We start from the raw sequence: 16,583 nt of genomic DNA on the forward strand, positions 1-16,583 counted from the left end.
CAGTTGGCCGACACCACCGTCCTCGTCACCGTCACCGGACCCGACCGGCCCGGTGTGACGTCAGTGCTGCTCGCGGCCATGTCGCGACACCATGTGAGCCTGCTGGATGTGGAGCAGGTGGTCATCCGCGGCCGACTGACCCTCGGCGTGCTGATCACCTGCCCGAGTGATCCCGAGGCGCTGCAGGACGAACTCGAAGAGGCGATGAATACCGTCGGGATGCACGTCGACGTCGAGGTCGGCGCGCAGATCGGCAGGCAGCCGATGTCCACCCACGCGGTGGTCATCCTCGGCGCCCCGGTGACCGCGCGGGCGTTCAGTGCGGTCTCGCGTCAGCTCGCCGCGCTCGGCGCCAATATCGACACCATCCGCGGCATCGCCGACTACCCGGTGACCGGCATGGAGCTCTTGGTCACCGCGACCGATACCGGACCCGATTCGGATGCGCGGCTGCGCACGGCGCTGGCCGAGGTCGCGGTCGCCGAACAGGTGGATGTCGCGGTGGAGCGGGCCGGGCTGGCCCGGCGGGCCAAGCGGCTGATCGTCTTCGACGTGGACTCGACCCTGATCCAGGGTGAGGTCATCGAGATGTTGGCCGCGCACGCGGGGGTGGAGGATCAGGTCCGCGAGGTCACCGAGGCGGCCATGCGCGGCGAGATCGACTTCGCCGAATCGCTGCGCCAGCGGGTGGCCACCCTGGAGGGGTTGGACGAGTCGGTGATCGATGAGGTCGCCGACCGGATCGAACTGACCCCGGGCGCGCGCACCACGATTCGGACACTGCGGCGCATCGGATTCCGATGTGGTGTGGTGTCGGGCGGATTCCGTCAGGTGATCGAACCGCTCGCACACGAACTGGAGCTGGACTTCGTCCAGGCCAACACCCTGGAGATCGAGGACGGCAAGCTGACCGGTCGCGTGGTCGGCGAGATCGTCGACCGGGCGTTCAAGGCCACGGCGCTGCGGAAGTTCGCGGCGGAGGCCGGCGTGCCGATGGAGCAGACCGTGGCCGTCGGCGACGGTGCCAATGACATCGACATGCTCAATGCCGCCGGCCTCGGCGTCGCCTTCAACGCCAAGCCCGCGCTGCGCGAGGTCGCTGATGCGGCCCTGTCCCACCCCTATCTCGACGCGGTGCTGTTCGTCCTCGGCGTGACCCGCGATGAGGTGGAAGCCGCTGACGCGCGTGACGGCGGCATCCGCCGCGTACCGCTGATCGGCAGCTGAGTCGGGAATGCGGCGGGCCGCACGGAGCTTGCACTCAAGTGCGGCCGGTCGTGGCGGCCGGTGTCGATCCCGCACAGCAGTTTTCGTTGACGATCGAGGTGTAGTGATGTCGAGTATCCCGGAAAGCGCCGCTGGAGTCCGCGGCGGTGATACTGCGGATACCGAATTGTCCACGGGCATCGAGGGGTTCCGCATCCGGCACGCGGAACTCGCCCGCGGTTACGGCGGCCTCGGCGATCCCGAGGACCCCGCATCGGTACAAGCCATGCAGATGGTGCTGCACATTCCCAAGACCGACCCGCCGCGGCGCAGCGCGCTGCTGGAGGCCGCGGCGGCGGCCACGGTGGCGCTGTGCCTGGACGAGCGGGTCGGGCCCGATGGGGAGTGGGCGCAGCGATTCCTGGACTGGAAGCGGTCGCGGATCCGCAAGGTGGCGCGGCGGGCACGCGGCGCACAATGGCTGGCCGCCGATGCGGTCGACGGGGTGACCGTCGAGGTGGACGGTGCGCAGGCGCGGGCATTCGTGCCGGGACCGGTGGGCGCGGTCGATCCGCGGATCAAGCGATTGCAGATCAACGGCACCGACCTGGAGCACGACGATCCCGGGCCCGTGGATCCCGAACTGCCGGTGCTGTGGGTGAATGCGAAGCTCGGTATGACCCTCGGCAAGGCCGCCGCGCAGGTCGGTCACGCCAGCATGTTGCTCGCCGGTGCACTGACGGTGGACGAGGCCCGGTTGTGGTCCGAGCGTCAGTTCCGGTGCGCGGTACGCGAATCCACACCGGAACACTGGGCGACGCTGTGCGAGAAAGTATCTCGTGGCCATGCCGTCGCGGTGCGTGATGCGGGTTTCACCGAGGTCGCGCCCGGCTCGATAACTGTTATTGCGGTACCCGGGCAATCGGGACAATACTGACCGCCCCATCGTTGCACCGCGGGAATTCGCCTGCTACACGATTCACATTCCCGGCCCCGCCGACGAATACATTTCGTAGATATTTCGATGTTCGGCATCGGGGGGATTCACCCAGCGCCGATCTGGGTACGTTCGGAACAGGACCGCCCGCATGCTACTCGCTGGAGGCCATGATCATGACGACGCTATTGGTGATACTCGCCGTTTGGGTCGGCTGCTCGATTCCACTGGCACTGATCGTCGCGCGGATGTTCCGCTCCACCGATGAACCGCCGAACAATCCACCGGGTGCGGTGCGCGGGCGGTCCGTTTCCCCGCGTCGTCGCGGTCGAGCGGTCCAATTCTCGCGACCGGCATGGGCCGGTCGTACAAGCACCGTACATTTGAGCCAAGATGGAGCCCGTGCCGCAACCGGATCCCGATCTGCTCATTGATTTCACCGACGTGACCATCCGACGCTCGGGTCACACCCTCGTCGGCCCGGTCACCTGGCAGGTCGAGCTCGACGAACGCTGGGTGGTCCTCGGACCGAACGGCGCGGGCAAGACCTCGCTGCTCCGCATGGCCGCCGCCGAAGTGCATCCGACCTCGGGCATTGCCCATCTGCTCGGTGAGGTGATCGGCAAAACCGATGTCAGCGAGCTACGCCCGCGCATCGGATTGTCCTCGGCCACGGTGGCGAGCCGGATTCCGCGCGACGAGAAGGTCAGCGATCTGGTGGTCTCCGCGGGTTACGCGGTACTCGGTCGCTGGCGTGAGCGCTACGACGACGTCGATACCGACCGTGCCATCGACATGTTGGAAAGCCTGGGGGCCGAACATCTTTCCGATCGCACCTACGGGACATTGTCCGAGGGTGAGCGCAAGCGAGTCCTGATCGCCCGCGCGATGATGACCGATCCGGAGCTGCTGCTGCTCGATGAGCCCGCCGCCGGTTTGGACCTCGGTGGGCGCGAGGAATTGGTGGAGCGCCTCGGCGATCTGGCCGCGGATCCCGATTCGCCCGCGATGGTTCTGGTGACCCACCATGTCGAGGAGATTCCGCCGGGGTTCACCCACGGTCTGCTGCTGAACGAGGGCTCGGTCGTCGCGCAGGGTTTGCTGCCCGATGTGCTGACCGCCGAGAACCTCAGTGAGGCGTTCCGGCAGTCGATCGCCCTCGATCGCGTCGATGGTCGCTATTTCGCACGCCGCGCGCGTCGGCTGGGGCGGCACCGGTCGCGCTGACGGTGGTGGGGATTACGCCGTAAACCAAGCGAGCGTTAGGGTGCAGTTGTGAGTGAGACGAACGCTGCTTCTCAGCCGGTACCGTCGCTTAAGGACGCGTCGACGGTGATGTTGGTGCGTGACGGCGCCGCCGGGCCCGAGGTGTTCCTGCAGCGCCGGGTCGGCGCGATGGCCTTCGCCGCCGGGATGACGGTATTCCCCGGCGGCGGTGTAGATCCCTCGGACGGCACCGCCGATATCGAGTGGGCCGGACCCGAACCGGCCTGGTGGGCCGAGAAATTCGGCACCACCGAACCGCGGGCCAAGGCGCTGGTCGCCGCCGCCGTGCGCGAAACCTTCGAGGAATGCGGTGTGCTGCTGGCCGGTCCGGCCGCCGATACCGTGGTCTCCGACACCACCGGCTACCACGATGCCAGGGGCAGGCTGGAGCGGCGCGAGTTGTCCCTCGCGGCCTTCCTCGCCGAGGAGAAGCTGGTATTGCGTGCGGACCTGCTGCGGCCGTGGGCGAATTGGATCACCCCGGTGATCGAGCCGCGGCGTTATGACACCCGGTTCTTCGTCGCGGTGCTGCCGCAGGGGCAGCTGGCCGACGGTGCCACCTCCGAGGCAGCCGAGGTGCAGTGGCGCACCCCGGCGGACGCGCTGGCGCGCTGGCGCGCGGGCACCGACATTCTGCTGCCGCCGACCTGGGCACAGCTGGATGCCATCGGCGAATTCGGTTCCACCGCGGAAATTCTGGCCGTCGACAAGGTGGTCGAACCGATCATGCCGGTGCTCTCCGGTTCCGACGGGCAGCAGCTACTCGACTTCCCGAACAACCAGCGGTACTTCGCCGATCTCCCGGATACCAGCAGGCTCAAGGGATCCGCGCGGCCGTGAGGCAGTAGGTTTCCTGCCATGGCCGAATTCGTCACCCTGGAGCTGCCCGAGGATCCCGCCGTGCGCGGCGTCGCCGTCCTCCGGATCGACCGCCCGCCGCTGAATCTGCTGAACGCGCAGGTGGTGCGGGAGGTGGCCGAGGCCGCCGCGGTCGTCGCCGCACATTCCGGGGTCGCCGCGCTGGTCGTCTACGGCGACGAGCGGGTCTTCTCGGCGGGTGACGATCTCGCCGAACTCTCCGGCCTCACCCGGGATCAGGCCGATGCGATGGCCGCCGATCTGCAGGCGGCGCTGGCCTGCCTGGCCAAGGTGCCCCAGCCGACCGTCGCCGCGATCAGTGGCTACTGCCTCGGCGGCGGTCTGGAACTCGCACTGGCCGCCGACCGTCGCATCATCGGCGATAACGTCAAACTGGGCCTGCCCCAGATCAAAGCGGGCCTCATCCCGCTGGCGGGCATCCGCCGGCTGTCGCTGCTGATCGGTCCCGGCCCCGCCAAGGATCTCGTCTACACCGGCCGCTTCGTGGCACCCGACGAGGCGCGCACCCTCGGCCTGGTCGACGAGGTCGTCGCACCCGATGACGTCTACACCGCCGCCATGCGCTGGGCCCAGCAGTTCACCGACGGCCCCGCCCGCGCCCTCGCCGCCGCCAAAGCGGTCTTCGAAGCTGGCCCGCACGGCCTCGACCGCGCCCGCACCGAATGGACCGCTCTCTTCGCCACCGAAGACCGCCACATCGGCACCGAGTCCTACCTGGCCGACGGTCCGGGTTCGGCGGCGTTCGTCGGTCGCTGACAGGGCCGAACGATCTCGCTCGCGCGCTGGATGGACCGGCGGTACGCGGCTGCGGGTCGTGCCTGGCCGACGGTTGCGGTCGGCGGCGTTCGTCGGGCGATCTGGCGGACGGTCCGAGTCGGCAGTGGTCGTCGGTCGCCGACGTGGCGGGCTTGATCTTGCTCGGACCGAATCGATATGGAGTTGTGTCCGGACAGTTCGGAATTGGGCCGTGTGCTCGCCTTGGTGGCATTCCGGGGATTTGTGCCGGCCGTACGGGGCGGGGTGGGATCTGATTGATCCCGAGCGCCGACGAAGACATAAACGGGAACACGTTCCTGTCCGCCTCGTGGTGCGGGCGCGGTGGCGTTCGGTGATCGGGCGGGCCGCTCGAGCCCCAGCTTGCTGGGCGCATCCGGGGTTCGCGGCGGTGCGTGCGGAGATCACCGGGCGGGTTCAGAACCAGAACGAGTCTCGGGGGACGGGGTGGCAATGCGAAATCAGGCCGTACTCACTGGTCCGCTGCAGACGTGCGGCGGCGGGTTGGCTAGGCTAGCCCACCATGACGGTCCACCCCGATGACCCGGCGCCGAACCCGCATGCCACCGAGGCCGAGGTCGAAGCTGCGCTGAAGGATACGAAGCTCGCCCAGGTGCTCTACCACGACTGGGAAGCCGAGACCTATGACGACAAATGGTCGATTTCCTATGACGAGCGCTGTATCGACTATGCCCGTGGCCGGTTCGACGCCGCGGTCGGTCCCGCGCCGCTGCCGTACGAGCGTGCGCTGGAACTGGGCTGTGGCACCGGTTTCTTCCTGCTGAACCTCATGCAGGGTGGCGTCGCGAAGTCCGGTTCGGTCACCGACCTATCGCCGGGCATGGTGAAGGTCGCACTGCGCAATGCCGAGAACCTCGGACTCGATGTCGACGGCCGGGTCGCGGACGCCGAGACCATCCCGTACGAGGACGACACCTTCGACCTCGTCGTCGGCCATGCGGTGCTGCACCACATCCCGGATGTGGAGTTGGCGCTCAAGGAGTGCCTGCGCGTGCTCAAGCCGGGCGGGCGTTTCGTCTTCGCCGGTGAACCGACCACCGCGGGCAACTTCTACGCGCGCTGGCTCGGTCGCATCACCTGGAAGGTCACCACCACCGTGACCAAGCTGCCCGCACTGTCGGGGTGGCGGCGTCCGCAGGCCGAATTGGACGAATCCTCGCGCGCCGCGGCGCTGGAGGCGGTCGTCGACCTGCACACCTTCGATCCCAGCGAGCTCGAGGCGATGGCCCGCCGTGCGGGTGCCGCCGAGGTCAAGGCGAGCACCGAGGAGTTCGCGGCGGCACTGTGGGGCTGGCCGGTGCGCACCTTCGAGGCGGCCGTGCCGGATGAGAAGCTGACCATGGGCTACCGGATGGCGATGTACCGCGCCTGGCTGCGGCTGAGCTGGCTGGACGAGAATGTCATGCGCCGGGTGGTGCCGCGTCAGTTCTTCTACAACGCCATGATCACCGGCGTGAAGCCGGGCTCTGCTGCCAAATAGTGGGCTATTCCTTCAGCCACGAGGACGTCGCCTTCCTCGGCAGCGCGGCGGGCAGTGCCGCGCTGGCCGAGGTGGACCGGCTGGAGTTGACCACCGCGACGCACCTGCGTGATCTGGAGCGGGTGCGTCGCGAGTTCGGCGCGAGTTCGGGCGCGCTCATCGAAACCGTGCGGCTGCGTCGTCGCGCAACGGCCAAGCTGGTCGATACCGCAGCGTGGCTGTTCACCGACGACGCGCTGCAACAGGCGACCCCGACGCTGGTGGCCCGCCACCGTGCCGAGAGGCTGTCCGGGCGCACTGTGCACGACGTGACGTGCTCGATCGGTGCCGAGCTCGCCGAACTGACCCGAACCTGCCCTGCGGTAATCGGCAGCGACCTCGATGACGTGCGCCTGTCGATGGCCGCACATAACCTCGCCGAATCCCGAAATATTCTGCTGGCCAAGGCCGATGCCTTGGTCTCGTGCAGCACCGGCACCGTCGTCATCGCCGATCCGGCCCGCCGCGCGGACGGGCGCCGCACCCACGATCCGGCGAAACTACAGCCCCCGCTGCCGGATCTGCTCGCCGCCTACCCCGGCCGCGACCTCGCCGTAAAGTGCGCTCCCGGACTGGATTTCGACCGCCTGAACTGGTCCGGCGAGATCGAGGTCGTCTCCCTCGACGGTGCGGTCCGCGAGGCGTGCCTGTGGTCGGCGGGTCTGTCCGAACCCGGCGTCACCCGCCGCGCCACCGTCCTGTCCACCCGGGCCGAACCCCTCACCTTCACCGACGCCGACCCCGACGACATCCCCGAGCGGGCCCCCGGTGAGTGGATCATCGACCCCGACGGCGCCATCGTCCGGGCCGGCCTGGTCCGCCACTACGCCGCGAAACACGGCCTGTGGCAACTGGACCCGAAAATCGCCTACCTCACCGGCAACAGCGTCCCCGAAGGCGTCCGCGGTTTCCGCATCCTGGACCGCCTCGACCTCCGCGAAAAGACCCTGCGCCAGGAACTCACCCGCCGCAACTGCGGCCCCCTGGAAATCCTCACCCGCGGCGTCGACATAGACCCCGACACCCTCCGCAAACGCCTCAAACCCCGAGGCACCCACCCCTACACCCTCATCCTCACTCGCCTCGCCCGCACCACCGCCGCCTTCCTCTGCACCACCTGATCCCACGAGAATGCGCTGGTGCAGGCCGCTCTCGACGTTTGCCCGCAACAGCGCATGGTGATCGGATGTCCAGGGGTTACTGCTCGGGTTCGAAGGTGAAGATTTCGCCGATGCGGGTGGCCAGGATTACTTCGCCCTTGGCGCCTATGGCGGTGCCGGTGGTGGTGCCTTTGGCGTTGGGGAGGGGGTCGGAGTCGACGGTGGCGCCGGATTTGGTGTCGAAGGTGATGAGGTTGATGCCGTCGCCGATGGCGGCGGCGGTGTAGCCGGTGTTGCCAGCGGTTTGGACGGGGGTGCCGCGCAGGGTGAGATCCTTGCGCTCCCAGATGATCTCGGCGGCGTCGCCCTTATCACGCAGGGCGAGCAGGAAGCCGTCGTCGCCGGAGGGGATGATCAGGCCGTCGCTGGAGACCGAAATGCCGCCGCGCGGAGCCCATTCCAGGGGCTGGACCCATTTGGTGCGACCGTCCGCGGCATCGACCGCGATCAGGCGATGGGTGTTGTCGCCGACGTAGACGGTGCGGCCGTCGGCGGACAGGGTGGGGCTGGTCGCGCTGCCCTCGGTGAGCATATCCGCGCTCCACTCCTGCTGGATCTTATTGTCGGCGTAGCGCAATGCGACCAGGGCGGCGGTCGGCTTGCCGGGCTTCCAGAGCGTGATGAAGAAGCGGCCGCTGGAGGTGTCGATCGGCGAGATATTGGCGACCGGGCACTGCGGTCCGCCGATGGCGCAGTCGTCGAGACCCTGACCCGAGGCTGGGCGGGTGAGATCCGGGTAGTCCAGGAGATCGGGCTCGCCGAGCAATTGGGTGGTGGGGACGACGCGCCCGCCGGTCTGGCGGCTCAGCACGTCGACCTGACCGGACTGGGTGATCGTCAGGATGTTCCCGTCGCCGGTGAACTGTGCCGAAACCGGTACGCCCGCAACGGCGGTCCGCCAGCGCGGCTGTCCGATGGAATTGAACGCACTGAATCCGCCGTCGTCGCCGACATATACGTTGGTGCCACTGTCGACCACCGTCGGCGCGGAGATCGCATTCGGTCCGAGCGGATTGCAGAAGCGCTTGCGCCCGGTGGGCATCTGCAGCGAGAGAATGGCGCAGTTGCCCGCGGTCACGGTCGTCACGAACAGCTGTCCGTCCGGACCGAGGGTTACGCCCTGCTCGATCGGCCCACCGACCGGTCGTGACCAGCTCAGCGATAATTTGCGCGATCCGGTGACCGGGCTGACGCCGGTATTGCGGCCGTCGTGGTGTGCGGAGGTCCAGCCCTTGCCCGACCCCACGGTGATGTCGTCGACATCGGTGCCGCAGCCCGCCAATGCCAGCGTGCCGACCGCGGCCAGCGCTGCCGCCGTCCGCAGCCTGGACAAGATCAGCCCGCGCGCCGGGTTGGCCAGTACGCCGCCGCTTCGCACCTGGTGCACTCCTGTCGTCATGGGCCGCTCGGACGAGACCAAAGTGTGTCGACCCCCAGTACACGCACCACTTGGCTGGAGTCGCCCGTGTGGAGGTTCGGGCCGCCGTCGGCGGCGCAGCAGTCACTGTACGGGAGGGTCATCCAACGGTGTACGGGTCCCGGCGGTGTTTGCCGAGTGAGTCGATGTGCGACGGGTTCGGCTGTCGTTCGATGGGGTGTGGACGCTGGCCGGAGCCCATCGAGCCGCGCCGGATAAGCTCAATCGATCGCGACCGGGTCGGGTCACGATCGAAGAACCACGACAGGAGATGAGTTCGTGACGAGCATGTGGGGCGCACCGTTGCGCTCGCGGTGGCGCGGCTCGCGCCGCCGGGATCCGCAGCAGGCGCGATTTCTGACGCTGGCTTCGCTGCGCTGGGTGCTCGCGAACAAGGCGTACACGCCTTGGTATCTGGTGCGGTACTACCGGCTGTTCAAGTTCAAGGCGGCCAACCCGCATATCGTGCTGCGCGGCATGGTCTTCCTCGGCAAGCGCGTCGAGATCCACGCGACCCCCGAACTGGGCCGGATGGAGATCGGCCGCTGGGTGCATATCGGCGACGGCAATGCCATTCGCTGCCACGAGGGTTCGCTGCGCATCGGCGACAAGGTCGTTTTCGGCAAGGACAACGTGGTCAACACCTATCTCGATATCGAGATCGGCGAGTCCACCCTGGTCGCGGACTGGTGCTACATCTGCGATTTCGACCATCGCATGGATGACATCACCATGCCGATCAAGGATCAGGGCATTGTGAAGAGTCCGGTCCGCATCGGTCCGGACACCTGGATCGCCGCCAAGGTGACCGTGCTGCGCGAGACCCGCATCGGCCGCGGCTGTGTCCTCGGCGCGCACGCGGTGGTCAAGGGCGAGATTCCGGATTACAGCATCGCCGTCGGCGCACCGGCCAAGGTCGTCAAGAACCGCAAGGCGACCTGGGAGGCGGGCGCCGAGGAGCGCGCCAAATACATTGCCGCGCTGGAAGATATCGAGCGCAAGAAGAACGGCGCCACCCAGTCGGCGTAATCGCCGCCGCGCCGTGCCACCGAGCCCCGGGATCCCGTACGGACCCGGGGCTCGTGCGATTTCGGACGCCGGACGTACCGATTCGCGTCGGTGCGAGTCGGTACGGTCAGCGTTATGAACAGGTACGCGGCGCTACTGCGCGGGATCATGCCGACCAACCCCAATATGAAGGGGGAGAAACTGCGCGCGGTGTTCGAGGGGCTCGGGTTCGAGAAGGTCGCGACGGTATTGGCCAGCGGCAATGTGGTCTTCCGCAGCGCGGACAGCGATATCGCGAAGTTGGAGGACCGCATTCAGGACGCGCTCAACAGCGAACTCGGGATTCCGGGCGGCACCATCGTGCGCACCTACGATGAGCTGCGCGACCTGCTCGATACCGACCCGTTCCCGGGCCTGACCCACGGCCGCGGAACCTACCTCATCGCGACCTTCCTCAAGCAGGCTCCATCGAATGTCACCGAGGGACTGCGCAAGCACACCGAACCGGGCGTCCAGATCGTTGGCTACGACCGCGCCGCCCGCGCCGTCCTCGCGGTTATCGATAACACCGAACCGCGCACCCCGGACTTCATGGCCTGGCTGGAGAAGACCTACAGCAAGGACATCACCACCCGCACCTGGCTGACCGTGCAGAAGATCGTCAAGAAGCTGGAGGCCTGATCCCGCGCCGCCTCCCGCAGCGCGGGATTGCCTGCGCGGCACGCAGCTTCGGACGACCCGGGGGGCCGGTACCTACTTCGGATCGCGCTCCGGGAGTGGGCGTTCGATGATGGTCGGTCGGCCGAGTGGATTGCGGACGCGGCGTTTGGCCGAAGAGTAGACCAGGGCGGTTTCGGCGGCGACCACGTCCCAGGCGAAGTCGGCGGTGAGGCGTTCGCGGGCCGCGTAGGCGCGGTCCTGGGCGGCGGCCGGATCGTCGAGGGTGGCGCGCACCGCCTCGACAATGCCGTCGACATCCGCGGGTTCGAACGATGCGCCGGTGACACCGTCGATAACGGCCTCGCCGAGTCCACCGGCGGTGGAGGTGACCAGCGGGGTGCCCGCGGCGGCGGCCTCGAGGGCGACGATGCCGAAGGGTTCGTAGCGGCTGGGCAGCACGATGGCGTCGGCCCCGTGCAGCCAGCCGAGCAGTTCCTCGTGACCGAGCTGTCCCACGAAGTTGACCGCGCGCGCGACCCGGTGCACGCGGGTGCGCTCGCGCAGCCATTCGAACTGGGTGCCGATGCCCGCGATGGTCAGCGTGGTGCCGGGATGGGCGCGGCGGATGCGCGGCAGCGCGGCGATCGCGTCCTGCACACCCTTCTCGTACTCGAGCCGCCCCACATAGAGCAGGCGTGGTGGACCGGTGCGCGGGGCGCGCGGCCGAAAGGTCCACGCGCCGACATCGATTCCATTGCGGATCACCGTCATCGGAATGCGTTCGGGTCCGTAGAGGCGTTCCACCTCGTCCTGCATCGAGGTCGAGCAGGTGATCAGCGCGTCGGATTCATTGGTGAGCCACCACTCGACCGAATGCACCTGCTTATTGACCCGGCCCGAGACCCAGCCGCTGTGCCGCCCGGCCTCGGTGGCGTGGATGGTCGACACGAGTGGCACGTCGTAGTACTCGGCGAGTGCGATCGACGGATGCGCGACCAGCCAGTCGTGTGCGTGCACGACATCCGGAATCCAGCCGTCGCCGATGCCGGGCTTGCCGAGTGCGACACCGGCGCGCACCATCGCATGGCCCATGGCCAGCGTCCAGGCCAGCATGTCCTCGCCGAAGTCGAAGCACGGCGGATCCTCCGCGACCGCGACCACCAGCACGCCCTCGGCGATGAAGGAGTGGGTGGGGTGGGTCGAGGAGTCGGTGCCGGAGGGGCGGCGGGCGAGCACGACCACTTCATGGCCCGCCGTTGCCAATTCGACCGCCAGGTGATGCACATGGCGGCCCAACCCACCGACCACTACCGGTGGGTACTCCCACGACACCATCAAGATCTTCATGAATGTCCTTCTCGAGCGGAGTCTCGGTCCGCGATCGCCAGCCGCCGTGCGTCCAAACTCGGGAAGAAGCCGTCGGCCGCCCCCCATCCTGCCGCCAACTGGTGCGCTTTGGCGACTTGACCCGCGCCTACGGCCGCCGCGATCTCCCGTACCGCGTGCGCGTGCCGGTGCGCGCGATCGCGTGCGTAGCCCGCCGCGGAGTCCTTGCTGACCATAAAGGCCCAGTCGCTGGAGACGGTGAGGATGGCCTCGCGCAACAGCTGATCGGCGACCGGATCGCGCAGTGCGACACCGCCGTCCGCGGCCCGCATCTTGTCCACCGTATCGAGGGTCAGACGCACGATTTCGTCGTTGAGTTCCACCAGGTCCTTGACCTGATCACCGGCCCAGACCCGCCAGTCCTTACCCGAACCCCACGACGAATCGGCCAAGGGCACCGGGTCCCCGACGAATCCGCGCGCGCGGGCATCGGCCAAGGTCCCGACCGTGACACCCGCCTCGGGCAGTGCCCGCAACACCTGGGCCAGCCACTGCGGACCCTCGTGCCACCAGTGCCCGAACAGTTCGGTGTCGAAGGCGGCGACGACGAGGGCCGGACGGCCGATTCGCGCCGATTCGGCGATCAGGCGCTCGCGCACGGTCCGCACGAAATCCTCGACATCGCGGACCACCGCCGCGGCCGCCAACTCCGGGTCATAGGGCGCCTTGTCCGGACCGGCCACCGTCTTGCCGGTGACCCGAGACGGCTTGAGACCCGTCGCGTGGTCATAGTGATGAAAGTCACGGTAGGCGCTCTGGCCCGGATAGCCGGATTTGGGCGACCAAACCCGGTAGCTCACATGCAGATCCCGCCCGAAGGCCACCACATCCGAGTCGCGGACCGGGCGGCCGAGGGTGGTGTCGCCGCGCAGCGCGGGGCCGTCGACCATGAAATGCGTCACACCCGCGTCGGCATAGCCGAGCTCCATGCCGGGGGTGTAACCACATTCGGGCGCCCAGATTCCGGTGGGCATATGGCCCCAGCGATGCCGGGCATCGGACAGGCCCTCACTCAGCTGGAAGGCCCGCAGTCGCGGATCGAGCAGTGGCTGGAACGGGTGCGCGAGCGGACCACCGAGCAGCTCGATCGCGTCGGCGTCGATGAGCTGACGCCATACCGGAGCCGCGCCGTGACGCCAGTGCCGTTCGAATTCCGCCAGCGCCGCGGCGGCCAGCCGATGTTCGTGTCTGCCGAGCGCGATATTGCCCGCCAGCGCGGCCTCGTCGGCGCGCAACTGCCAGTTGCCGAGCCAATGGTGCATGCCGGCAAGGCAGTGCGGGTCGTCGAGCTGGGCGGCCAGCACCGGCGTGATGCCGAGGCTGAGCAGATGTGAACGGCCTTCCGCGGCAAGGGTTCTCAGTACCTCGACGACGGGAAGGTAAGAGGCGGCCCAGGATTGGTAGAGCCATTCCTCGCCGACCGGCCAGCGACCGTGATGCGCCAGCCAGGGCAGATGGGAATGCAGGACCAGGGTGAACTGGCCGGGGACGGCCTTATCGGTCACGGCTTCACCGCGATGGCGACCAGGTCGAGGCTCGCATCGATCTCCTCGGTGCGCAGTGCGAAATCGTCGATGGTGACCGCGGCGACATCGGCGGTCAGTTCGGCGGGCCACGGCTGCCCGGCCAGCGCGCGCTCGATCTGGGCATCGATGAACGAGCCACCGTGCTTGGCGTCCAACGCTTTCAGGGTCGGGCCGTGGTGCACACCGGTCATCAGCGTGACCCGGAAACCGGCATCGACCAGCAGTTCGGTGAGTTCGTCGGCATTGAGTTCCCGGGTGTGGAACGGATTGAGCGGGGTATCGCGGCCGGGGGAGAAGGTGATCCGGTTGGGCGTGCTGATCAGCAGTTCGCCGCCGGGCCGCAGCACCCGCAGGCATTCCCGGATGAACTGGCCTTGGTCCCAAAGATGTTCGATCACTTGGAAATTCACCACCACATCGACCGATTCGGCATCGAGCGGCAGTTCGGCGAGGTTGCCCTGGATCATCTCGACGCGCGGGTAGCGCGCGCGCACGTGCGCGACCGCGCTGGTGTCGTAGTCCAGGCCGATCACCCTGGTGGCCACGTCGGCGATCATGTTCGCGCCATAACCCTCACCGGATCCGGCCTCCAGCACCGTTTTTCCCGCGCAGTGTTCGAGCAGTCGCGCGTAGACGATCTCGTGCCGACGGAACCAGTAGTTCTCCTCGGCGATGCCGGGTACGGTCCGCTCGCCGGTCAGCGGCAACGGCTCTACGCCCGGCTCGGGAGTAATGCCCGGGGTGGTGCCCACTGCGGCAGGGATCACAGCCTCGCTCATCGCTCCGACGTTACTGGTACTGAATCCCTGCGGGACACCCGCACCCGGGGTACCGCACCTTATCGCCAGGACCACCGTTGTGAGAGAGAAGCAACTAAGTTACCCGTGAGTAACTTAACGTAGGGTAGTGTCACGCCCTGAGCTACAAACAAGGACGTACGGCCGAGTTCGTGCGACCACCACATACGTGTAAACCAGAACAGGAGGTCGACGAAGACCGATGCCGAACATCGTCGTACTCATCAAGCAGGTTCCCGACACCTGGTCCGAGCGCAAGCTGACCGACGGTGACTTCACCCTCGACCGCGAGGCCGCCGACGCCGTCCTCGACGAGATCAACGAGCGTGCCGTCGAAGAGGCGCTGCTGATCAAGGAGGCCCAGGGCGGCGAGGTCACCGTGCTGGCCGCCGGTCCGGACCGTGCCACCGAGGCCATCCGCAAGGCGCTGTCCATGGGTGCCGACAAGGCCATCCACATCAACGATCCGGCCATCCACGGCTCCGACGCCGTGCAGACCGCGTGGGTGCTGGCCAGCGCGCTCGGCCAGGTCGAGGGTGTCGAGCTGGTCATCGCGGGCAATGAGGCCACCGACGGTCGCGCCGGTGCGGTACCCGCGATCATCGCCGAGTACCTGGGCCTGCCGCAGCTGACGCACCTGCGCAAGCTGACCGTCGACGGCGGCAAGATCACCGGCGAGCGGGAGACCGACGAGGGCGTGTTCAAGCTGGAGGCCACCCTCCCGGCCATCGTCAGTGTCACCGAGAAGATCAACGAGCCGCGCTTCCCGTCCTTCAAGGGCATCATGGCCGCGAAGAAGAAGGAAGTGCAGACCTTCACGCTGGCCGACCTGGGCGTCGACCCGTCGACCGTCGGTGTCGCCAACGCGGGCACCGCCGTCACCGCGGCCACCCCGAAGCCTCCGCGCACCGCGGGCGAGAAGATCGCCGACGAGGGCGACGGCGGCACCAAGATCGCCGCGTACCTGGTCGGCCAGAAGATCATCTGATCCCGCCCGAGACTGCTTAGGAGAGAACACAAATGGCAGAAGTACTTGTGCTCGTCGAGCACGCCGACGGTGCGATCAAGAAGGTCAGCACCGAACTGCTCACCGCCGCGAGCGCACTCGGTGAGCCCGCCGCCGTCGTGACCGGTCCGGCCGGTACCGGTGAGAAGCTGGCCGACGCGCTGGCCGCCGCCGGTGCCGCGAAGATCTACATCGCCGAATCCGACGATGTGGACAACTTCCTGGTGACCCCGAAGGTCGACGTGCTCGCCGGTCTGGTCGAGTCGGTCGCCCCGGCCGCCGTGATCGTCGCCGCCACCGCCGAGGGCAAGGAGGTGTCGGGCCGCCTCGCCGCGCGCATCGGCTCCGGCCTGCTCGTCGATGTCATCGACGTCAAGTCCGACGGTTCGGCCGTGCACTCCATCTTCGGTGGCGCGTTCACCGTCGACGCCAAGGCCACCGGCGATGTGCCGGTGATCTCGGTGCGCCCCGGCGCCATCGAGGCCACGGCCGCGGCCGGTGCGGGTGAGAAGGTGGCCGTCGAGGTGCCCGCGCAGGAAGAGGGCGTCGTGAAGGTGATCTCGCGCGAGCCGGTCGTCGGTGGCGACCGTCCGGAGCTCACCGAGGCGAGCATTGTCGTCTCCGGTGGTCGCGGTGTCGGTTCCGCCGACAACTTCGCGGTCGTCGAGGCGCTGGCCGACTCGCTCGGTGCCGCCGTCGGCGCCTCGCGTGCCGCGGTCGACTCGGGCTACTACCCGGGTCAGTTCCAGGTCGGTCAGACCGGTAAGACGGTCTCCCCGCAGCTCTACATCGCCCTCGGCATCTCCGGCGCCATCCAGCACCGCGCCGGCATGCAGACCTCGAAGACCATCGTCGCGGTCAACAAGGACGAAGAGGCCCCGATCTTCGAGATCGCGGACTACGGCATCGTCGGCGACCTGTTCAATGTCGCCCCGCAGCTGACCGAGGCGGTCAAGGCGCACAAGGGCTGAGTTCCCGCGCTTTTTCGAGTGGCCCCGGCTGGTAACGGCCGGGGCCACGG

Annotated in this window: 15 protein-coding genes; 11 read left to right on the top strand and 4 right to left on the bottom strand. The window is 67.9% G+C overall.

The annotated features are described in order from the left end of the window. Positions 1 to 3: 3 nt before the first annotated feature. From serB to ACQP0C_RS10800, 7 genes are all read left to right on the top strand, one after another. Positions 4 to 1,227, top strand: coding sequence for a phosphoserine phosphatase SerB (gene serB, locus ACQP0C_RS10770; RefSeq protein WP_433732791.1), 1,224 nt, complete (start codon positions 4 to 6; stop codon positions 1,225 to 1,227). A gap of 103 nt (positions 1,228 to 1,330) precedes the next feature. Continuing rightward, on the top strand, positions 1,331 to 2,143 hold the full coding sequence (locus tag ACQP0C_RS10775; RefSeq protein ID WP_433732792.1) for a peptidyl-tRNA hydrolase: 813 nt from the start codon (positions 1,331 to 1,333) through the stop codon (positions 2,141 to 2,143). A 393-nt stretch (positions 2,144 to 2,536) separates the two neighbouring features. Then, positions 2,537 to 3,370, top strand: a complete 834-nt coding sequence (locus ACQP0C_RS10780; protein WP_433683491.1) for an ABC transporter ATP-binding protein — start codon at positions 2,537 to 2,539, stop codon at positions 3,368 to 3,370. A gap of 108 nt (positions 3,371 to 3,478) precedes the next feature. After that, on the top strand, positions 3,479 to 4,249 hold the full coding sequence (locus ACQP0C_RS10785) for an NUDIX hydrolase (protein WP_433734503.1): 771 nt from the start codon (positions 3,479 to 3,481) through the stop codon (positions 4,247 to 4,249). A gap of 18 nt (positions 4,250 to 4,267) precedes the next feature. Beyond that, a complete protein-coding gene (locus ACQP0C_RS10790; protein ID WP_433732793.1) occupies positions 4,268 to 5,044 on the top strand; it encodes an enoyl-CoA hydratase-related protein in 777 nt (258 codons plus the stop codon). A gap of 541 nt (positions 5,045 to 5,585) precedes the next feature. After that, complete coding sequence (locus ACQP0C_RS10795) at positions 5,586 to 6,563, top strand: class I SAM-dependent methyltransferase (RefSeq protein ID WP_433683493.1); 978 nt, start codon at positions 5,586 to 5,588, stop codon at positions 6,561 to 6,563. Further along, positions 6,563 to 7,723 (top strand): THUMP-like domain-containing protein, encoded by a 1,161-nt coding sequence (locus ACQP0C_RS10800; protein ID WP_433732794.1) that lies wholly within the window; start codon positions 6,563 to 6,565, stop codon positions 7,721 to 7,723. Before ACQP0C_RS10795 ends, ACQP0C_RS10800 begins: the two co-directional genes overlap by 1 nt. A 76-nt stretch (positions 7,724 to 7,799) precedes the next feature. Here the strand turns inward: ACQP0C_RS10800 and ACQP0C_RS10805 are convergent, their stop codons facing one another. Next, a complete protein-coding gene (locus tag ACQP0C_RS10805) occupies positions 7,800 to 9,161 on the bottom strand; it encodes a PQQ-binding-like beta-propeller repeat protein (protein ID WP_433732795.1) in 1,362 nt (453 codons plus the stop codon). Between the two features lie 297 nt (positions 9,162 to 9,458). Between ACQP0C_RS10805 and ACQP0C_RS10810 the strand changes: the two genes are divergently transcribed. Together ACQP0C_RS10810 and ACQP0C_RS10815 are read left to right on the top strand one after the other, a co-directional pair. After that, entirely contained in the window at positions 9,459 to 10,208 is a 750-nt protein-coding gene (locus tag ACQP0C_RS10810; protein WP_364498310.1) for an acyltransferase, read from the top strand. A 114-nt stretch (positions 10,209 to 10,322) separates the two neighbouring features. Then, positions 10,323 to 10,868: a DUF1697 domain-containing protein gene (locus tag ACQP0C_RS10815; RefSeq protein ID WP_433732796.1), complete on the top strand. Its 546-nt coding sequence runs from the start codon at positions 10,323 to 10,325 to the stop codon at positions 10,866 to 10,868. Positions 10,869 to 10,940: 72 nt separating this feature from the next. Here the strand turns inward: ACQP0C_RS10815 and ACQP0C_RS10820 are convergent, their stop codons facing one another. From ACQP0C_RS10820 to ACQP0C_RS10830, 3 genes are read right to left on the bottom strand one after another with little or no spacing between them, the layout of a single operon-like run. After that, on the bottom strand, positions 10,941 to 12,194 hold the full coding sequence (locus ACQP0C_RS10820) for a glycosyltransferase family 4 protein (protein ID WP_433732797.1): 1,254 nt from the start codon (positions 12,192 to 12,194) through the stop codon (positions 10,941 to 10,943). Continuing rightward, positions 12,191 to 13,738: a 1,4-alpha-glucan branching protein domain-containing protein gene (locus tag ACQP0C_RS10825; RefSeq protein ID WP_433732798.1), complete on the bottom strand. Its 1,548-nt coding sequence runs from the start codon at positions 13,736 to 13,738 to the stop codon at positions 12,191 to 12,193. The genes ACQP0C_RS10820 and ACQP0C_RS10825 overlap by 4 nt, the downstream gene beginning before the upstream one ends. Then, entirely contained in the window at positions 13,735 to 14,538 is an 804-nt protein-coding gene (locus ACQP0C_RS10830) for a class I SAM-dependent methyltransferase (RefSeq protein WP_433732799.1), read from the bottom strand. Before ACQP0C_RS10830 ends, ACQP0C_RS10825 begins: the two co-directional genes overlap by 4 nt. 220 nt (positions 14,539 to 14,758) lie before the next feature. Between ACQP0C_RS10830 and ACQP0C_RS10835 the strand changes: the two genes are divergently transcribed. Both ACQP0C_RS10835 and ACQP0C_RS10840 read left to right on the top strand, forming a co-directional pair. Continuing rightward, on the top strand, positions 14,759 to 15,544 hold the full coding sequence (locus tag ACQP0C_RS10835) for an electron transfer flavoprotein subunit beta/FixA family protein (RefSeq protein WP_433732800.1): 786 nt from the start codon (positions 14,759 to 14,761) through the stop codon (positions 15,542 to 15,544). Between the two features lie 32 nt (positions 15,545 to 15,576). Further along, positions 15,577 to 16,533: an electron transfer flavoprotein subunit alpha/FixB family protein gene (locus ACQP0C_RS10840; RefSeq protein ID WP_433732801.1), complete on the top strand. Its 957-nt coding sequence runs from the start codon at positions 15,577 to 15,579 to the stop codon at positions 16,531 to 16,533. Positions 16,534 to 16,583 lie beyond the last annotated feature (50 nt).

The sequence above is a fragment of the Nocardia sp. CA-129566 genome, from assembly GCF_050956075.1.
Lineage (GTDB): Bacteria > Actinomycetota > Actinomycetes > Mycobacteriales > Mycobacteriaceae > Nocardia.

What these genes read in the sequence shown, in the direction of transcription:
- ACQP0C_RS10780 (WP_433683491.1), top strand. Translation starts at nt 2,537, where the DNA reads ATGGAGCCCGTGCCGCAACCGGATCCCGATCTGCTCATTGATTTCACC.
- ACQP0C_RS10785 (WP_433734503.1), top strand. Translation starts at nt 3,479, where the DNA reads ATGTTGGTGCGTGACGGCGCCGCCGGGCCCGAGGTGTTCCTGCAGCGC.
- ACQP0C_RS10790 (WP_433732793.1), top strand. Translation starts at nt 4,268, where the DNA reads ATGGCCGAATTCGTCACCCTGGAGCTGCCCGAGGATCCCGCCGTGCGC.
- ACQP0C_RS10795 (WP_433683493.1), top strand. Translation starts at nt 5,586, where the DNA reads ATGACGGTCCACCCCGATGACCCGGCGCCGAACCCGCATGCCACCGAG.
- ACQP0C_RS10805 (WP_433732795.1), bottom strand. Translation starts at nt 9,161, where the DNA reads ATGACGACAGGAGTGCACCAGGTGCGAAGCGGCGGCGTACTGGCCAAC.
- ACQP0C_RS10815 (WP_433732796.1), top strand. Translation starts at nt 10,323, where the DNA reads ATGAACAGGTACGCGGCGCTACTGCGCGGGATCATGCCGACCAACCCC.
- ACQP0C_RS10820 (WP_433732797.1), bottom strand. Translation starts at nt 12,194, where the DNA reads ATGAAGATCTTGATGGTGTCGTGGGAGTACCCACCGGTAGTGGTCGGT.
- ACQP0C_RS10830 (WP_433732799.1), bottom strand. Translation starts at nt 14,538, where the DNA reads ATGAGCGAGGCTGTGATCCCTGCCGCAGTGGGCACCACCCCGGGCATT.
- ACQP0C_RS10835 (WP_433732800.1), top strand. Translation starts at nt 14,759, where the DNA reads ATGCCGAACATCGTCGTACTCATCAAGCAGGTTCCCGACACCTGGTCC.
- ACQP0C_RS10840 (WP_433732801.1), top strand. Translation starts at nt 15,577, where the DNA reads ATGGCAGAAGTACTTGTGCTCGTCGAGCACGCCGACGGTGCGATCAAG.